This window comes from Streptomyces nanhaiensis (assembly GCF_046614825.1).
Lineage (GTDB): Bacteria > Actinomycetota > Actinomycetes > Streptomycetales > Streptomycetaceae > Streptomyces > Streptomyces radiopugnans.
In genome coordinates this window covers 1-4,863 of the sequence record NZ_JBKJFM010000249.1, presented here as the reverse complement: position 1 = coordinate 4,863, position 4,863 = coordinate 1, and the positions used below count along the sequence as shown (strand labels likewise).

The 4,863-nt window shown below is 76.0% G+C and carries 5 protein-coding genes; 2 read left to right on the top strand and 3 right to left on the bottom strand.

Annotated elements, in window-relative coordinates; genetic code table 11:
- The 3 genes from ACLIYP_RS29155 to ACLIYP_RS29145 all read right to left on the bottom strand — a co-directional run.
- Positions 1-676, bottom strand: a 676-nt coding sequence (locus tag ACLIYP_RS29155) for a glycosyltransferase family 2 protein (RefSeq protein ID WP_412716082.1), incomplete at its 3' end; no start/stop codon positions are given.
- Positions 673-2,310 (bottom strand): carbamoyltransferase family protein, encoded by a 1,638-nt coding sequence (locus ACLIYP_RS29150; protein ID WP_412716081.1) that lies wholly within the window; start codon positions 2,308-2,310, stop codon positions 673-675. The genes ACLIYP_RS29150 and ACLIYP_RS29155, both read right to left, overlap by 4 nt.
- Before the next feature lie 216 nt (positions 2,311-2,526).
- Positions 2,527-3,492 (bottom strand): NAD-dependent epimerase/dehydratase family protein, encoded by a 966-nt coding sequence (locus ACLIYP_RS29145; protein WP_412716084.1) that lies wholly within the window; start codon positions 3,490-3,492, stop codon positions 2,527-2,529.
- 81 nt (positions 3,493-3,573) lie between these two features.
- Between ACLIYP_RS29145 and ACLIYP_RS29140 the strand changes: the two genes are divergently transcribed.
- A complete protein-coding gene (locus ACLIYP_RS29140) occupies positions 3,574-3,801 on the top strand; it encodes a DUF6480 family protein (protein WP_412716080.1) in 228 nt (75 codons plus the stop codon).
- A 149-nt stretch (positions 3,802-3,950) separates the two neighbouring features.
- On the top strand, positions 3,951-4,863 hold a 913-nt coding region (locus tag ACLIYP_RS29135), incomplete at its 3' end, for a polysaccharide pyruvyl transferase family protein (RefSeq protein ID WP_412716083.1).

Here is a 4,863-nt window from a genome sequence, read left to right as displayed (position 1 = left end):
CGGCGTTGCCGCGCTGCATGCGCAGCGACACCCAGCGGTCGGCGGGCCGCACCGGATGCGTGGTCAGCCGGCCGCCGCGCCGGATGCGCCAGCCGTCGTCCAGCACCCGCAGCGCCAGGTCGGCGTCCTCGCGGAAGGCGCGCGGGAAGCGCTCGTCGAAGCCGCCGACCGCCTTGAGCGCCTCGGTGCGGTAGGCCATGTCGGCCGTCGCCCACTGGGCGCGGGCCAGTCCGGCGGTGCCGCGCTCCCAGTCGGTGGCCCGCCGCCCGGTGGGCAGCGGCACGTCCAGCACGCCCTGCACCCCGGCGACGGTGGGGTCGGCCTCGCCCAGGTCGCGGGCCAGGGCCTCGCGCCAGCGGGCGCCGACGCGTACGTCGTCGTCGAGGAAGGCCACCCAGGGGGCGGTGACCAGCCGCCAGCCGATGTTGCGGGCGCCGGCCGGCCCCCGGCCGCCGGTCTGCGCCACGACGGCGCGCTCGCGCAGCGGCCCCAGTGCGTGCAGCGGCAGGTCCTGGCGGAGCGGCTCGGGCTGCGGCCGGTCGTCCACGATCACGACCTCGCGCGGCTCGGGACCGGCCGACCGGCCCAGCGCCGCCAGGCAGTCGGCCAGGCAGGGCCGCCCGACGGTGGGTATGACCACCGAGTAGTCGGCGGCGGCCCGGTGCGGGGCGCTCACGCGAAGAACCTTCCGCGGCGGACCGCGAACGGCCCGATGGCCAGCAGGTCCACGGGGGAGGAGCCGAAGCACTCCAGCGCGTCGCGCGGGGAGTCCACCATCGGGCGTCCGGCGGTGTTGAGGCTGGTGTTGACCACCACCGGCAGCCCGGTGCGGCGCTCGAATGCGTCCAGCATCCGCGCCACCAGCGGCTCGTCGCCGGGGTTCACCGTCTGGATGCGGGCGGTGCCGTCCACGTGCACCACCGCGGGGATGCGGTCGCGCCACTCGCGGGCCACGTCGTGCACGAACAGCATGTACGGGCTCGGCAGGGGCCCGTCGAAGATCTCCGCGGCGCGCCCCTCGGCGACCATGGGGGCCACCGGGCGGAACTCCTCGCGGCCCTTCACCCGGTTGAGCCGGTCCAGGTTCTCCGCCCGGCCCGGGTGGGCCAGCAGCGAGCGGTGGCCCAGCGCGCGCGGGCCGTACTCGGCGCGGCCCTGGAACCAGGCCACGATGCCGTCGGCGGCGAGTGCCCCGGCGACCTCCTCGGCGATGTCGGCGGGCCGCTCGTAGGGGACGGCCGCCTCCTTCAGGAAGTCCTCGATCTCCTCGTCCGACCAGCCCCGGCCCAGGTCCGCGCCGGGCATCGGCAGCGGGGACTCGTCGTGCGCGGCGGCCAGGTGCAGGGCCGCGCCCAGCGCGGTGCCCGCGTCACCGGCCGCGGGCTGCACCCACACCCGCTCGAAGGGGCCCTCGGCGGCGAGACGGGAGTTGGCCACGCAGTTCAGCGCCACCCCGCCGGCCAGGGTCAGCTCCCGGCCGCCGCCCTCGGCGTGCAGCCAGCTCGCCAGGTCCAGCAGCGTCTCCTCCAGCACGGCCTGGGCGCTGGCGGCCAGATCGGCGTGGTCCTGGTTCCACTCGGCGCCCGCCCGCCGTGCGGGGGCCAGCGCCGCCCACTCCACCCCGTGGGCGGCGAAGCCGCCCCTGCCGTCGCTGTGCACCCACTGGCGCAGCTGGGGCAGGAAGCGCGGCTTGCCGTAGGAGGCCAGCGCCATGACCTTGTACTCGTCGCTGGAGCGCAGGAAGCCCAGGTGCTCGGTCAGCTCCTCGTAGACCAGGCCGAGCGAGTGCGGCAGCTTCTGTGTGGCCAGCACCTCCAGCCGGTCGCCGTGGTAGCGGCCGGACAGGTGGGAGGCGCACTCGCCGCGCCCGTCGAGGACCAGGACCGCGCTGTCGCGGTGCGGCCCGGCGATCCCGGCGGACGCGGCGTGCGCCATGTGGTGCGGCACGAAGCGGACGATGGAGGGGTCCAGGCCCGGCAGCGCCTCGGCAAGGAAGGACGGGGCGCGGCGGGCGTACTCCTGGCGCAGGTGGTCCCAGGGGTCCTTCAGGCCCAGCGACTCGGCGGGAGCCGCCAGGCCGGGGTCGAAGGAGTAGGCGACCGCGTCCAGGTCGGCGGGGGTGAGACCGGCCCGCCTCAGGCACCAGGCCGCCGACCGCTCGGGCATCTCCCAGGCGGAGAACGGCACCGGCCGCTTGCCGTGCTTGCGCCGGCTGAACCGCTCCTCCTCCGCCGCCGCGACGGTGCGGCCGTCGATCACCAGTGCCGCCGCCGGGTCGTGGAAGACGGCGTTGATGCCGAGGATGCGCATGAGGGGTGCCTCCGTGCTGTCGGTCCCGATGGCGTCCAGGTGCCCCTGGGGATGCTGTGGCGTCCGTGGTTACCGGCGGCAGCGACGTCAAACGCCGCAGGTCGACTCTTTGCGGGGGAACTGACTCCAACGGGTGACGGAAGCGTGCCCGGGCGGGGACCGGGAAAGAACCGGCCGCCGCCCGGGCCGGGAGGGCGGACGGCGGCCGGTCCCGGCTCAGGCGGCGGCCCGGGCGGCGAACCAGTCGATGGTCCGCTCCAGCCCCTCCTGCCAGCCCACACGCGGCGCCCAGCCCAGCTTCTCCCTGGCCAGGGAGGTGTCCGGGCAGCGCCGGGCGGGATCGTCGCCGGGCCGCTCGACGAAGGTGATCGGCGAGGCGGAACCGGTGAGCTTGACGATCCGGCGGGCGATGTCCAGGACGGTGGTCTCCTCCTCGCCGCCGATGTTGACCGGCCCCGGCAGGTCGCTCGCGGCGAGTGCGACGATGCCCGCCACGGTGTCGTCGACGTAGCACAGGGAACGGGTCTGGCCGCCGTCCCCGGCCACCGTCAGGGGCTCGCCCGCCAGGGCCTGCCGGACGAAGGTCGGCACGGCGCGGCCGTCCCCGGCGCGCATCCGGGGTCCGTAGGAGTTGAAGATCCGCACGATCGCGGTGTCCGTGCCGCGCGCCCGGCGGTGGGCGGTGACCAGCGCCTCGGCGTACCGTTTGGCCTCGTCGTAGACGCTGCGCGGGCCGACGGGGTTGACGTGTCCCCAGTAGTCCTCGCGCTGCGGGTGCTCCCGGGGGTCGCCGTAGACCTCGGAGGTGGAGGCCAGCACCATCCGCGCACCGTCGCGCTCGGCCAGCTCCAGGGCGTTGCGGGTGCCGCTGCTGCCCGTCTCCAGGGTCTCCAGCGGCAGCCGCAGATAGTCCGCGGGCGAGGCCGGGCAGGCCAGGTGGAAGACCAGGCCGAAGGGGCCGCCGGGCAGGTCCTCCAGGGCGCCCGGCGCGCAGGCGTCGCGCCGCACGAAGGCGAAGCCGTCCCGGCCGAGCAGGTGCGCGAGGTTGCTCTCGGACCCCGAGAGCAGGTTGTCCACGGCCGTCACCGCCACGCCGTCGTCCAGCAGGCGTTCGCACAGGTGCGAACCCACGAACCCGGCGCCGCCGGTCACCACGGCCCGCCGCCGGTCACGTTCACCCATCATCGGCACTCTTCCTCTCGTTCCCCGCTTTTGTTGCCCGGAGCTGGTGTAAGGGGACGGCCTGCTGCGCACTCGGAGACCATGAGCGAAACGCATCCGGACCCGGACCCCCGGCGGTCGCCCGGTCTCGAGAACGGCGGCGGGGTGCCGCCGGGCGAGACGCCGCCCGGCGAGAGCAGCACGCCCGCGGGCGCCCCGGACCAGAACGCCAACACGCCCAGCGGCTGGGGTCCGGTGCCACTGGCCCTGCTGCTGGTCCTGGCCGTGCTCGTCGCGGGGTTCTTCATCGCCTACGCAGTGGCGCTGTGACCCCGAGTCCCCGTAAGGCGACACCGAAAACACCCGGAGCGCCCGAAGCGACCGGAACAGCCGGAGCACCCGAGGCATTCGGACCACCCGAACCACCCGAACCACCCGGAACGGCCGGAACGGCCGGGGCGGCGGGAGGGCCCAGGGCGCTGCTCACCGGCTGGTTCACCTTCCTGCACGGTGAGGCCACGGCCGGCGACGTGCTGGCGCTGGAGCGCGTACGGGAGGTGCTGGACCGCTCCGGCATACCCCACGACACCGCCTGGAGCCCGGGCTTCCGGCCGGACGGGCCGCACCTGGAGGACGCGGACCCGGCGCGGTACACCCATGTGGTCTTCGTCTGCGGCCCGCTGCACGGACCCCAGGTCGCAGAGCTCCACGAGCGCTATCCGGACTGCGTGCGCGTCGCCGTGGGCGTGTCGGTCATCGACCCCGGCGACCCCGCCGTACGCGGCTTCCACCACGTGCTGCCGCGCGACGCCGAGGGGGTGCGGCCCACCGCCGACCTGGCCGCCGCCGCTCCCGCGGCGCCCGCCGCCCCGGTGGCCGGCGTGATCCTCACCCGCGGGCAGGGGGAGTACGGGGGCCGCCGCCGCCACGAGGAGGTCGCCGACCGGGTCACCGGGTGGCTGGCGCGGACCGACTGCGCCCGGGTGGAGCTGGACACCCGCCTGGCGGACGGCGACTGGCGGCTGTGCGGCACCCCCGCACAGCTCCAGTCCGTCCTGGCCCGGCTCGACGTCGTGGTGACCGACCGGCTGCACGGCCTGGTGCTCGCCCTGCGCGCCGGGGTCCCGGTCCTGGCCGTCGACCCGGTGGCCGGCGGCGCGAAGGTGACCGCCCAGGCGCGGGTGCACCGGTGGCCGGCCCTGGTCCCGGCCGAGCGGCTCACCCGCGAGGAGCTGGACCGCTGGTGGCGGTGGTGCCTGGCCGAGGGCCGGGCCGCGGCCGGGCGCCGGCGGCACGCCTTCCGCCACGCCTCCGACCGGGACCAGGGCGGCGCACTGGCGATGCTGCTGCGGCCGGGGACCGGCATCGGCCCCGGGACGTACGGTGCCGGTG

Bases quoted from the DNA above. Each gene is read 5' to 3' on its own strand.
- ACLIYP_RS29140 (WP_412716080.1), top strand. From the start codon at position 3,574: ATGAGCGAAACGCATCCGGACCCGGACCCCCGGCGGTCGCCCGGTCTC.
- ACLIYP_RS29145 (WP_412716084.1), bottom strand. From the start codon at position 3,492: ATGGGTGAACGTGACCGGCGGCGGGCCGTGGTGACCGGCGGCGCCGGG.
- ACLIYP_RS29150 (WP_412716081.1), bottom strand. From the start codon at position 2,310: ATGCGCATCCTCGGCATCAACGCCGTCTTCCACGACCCGGCGGCGGCA.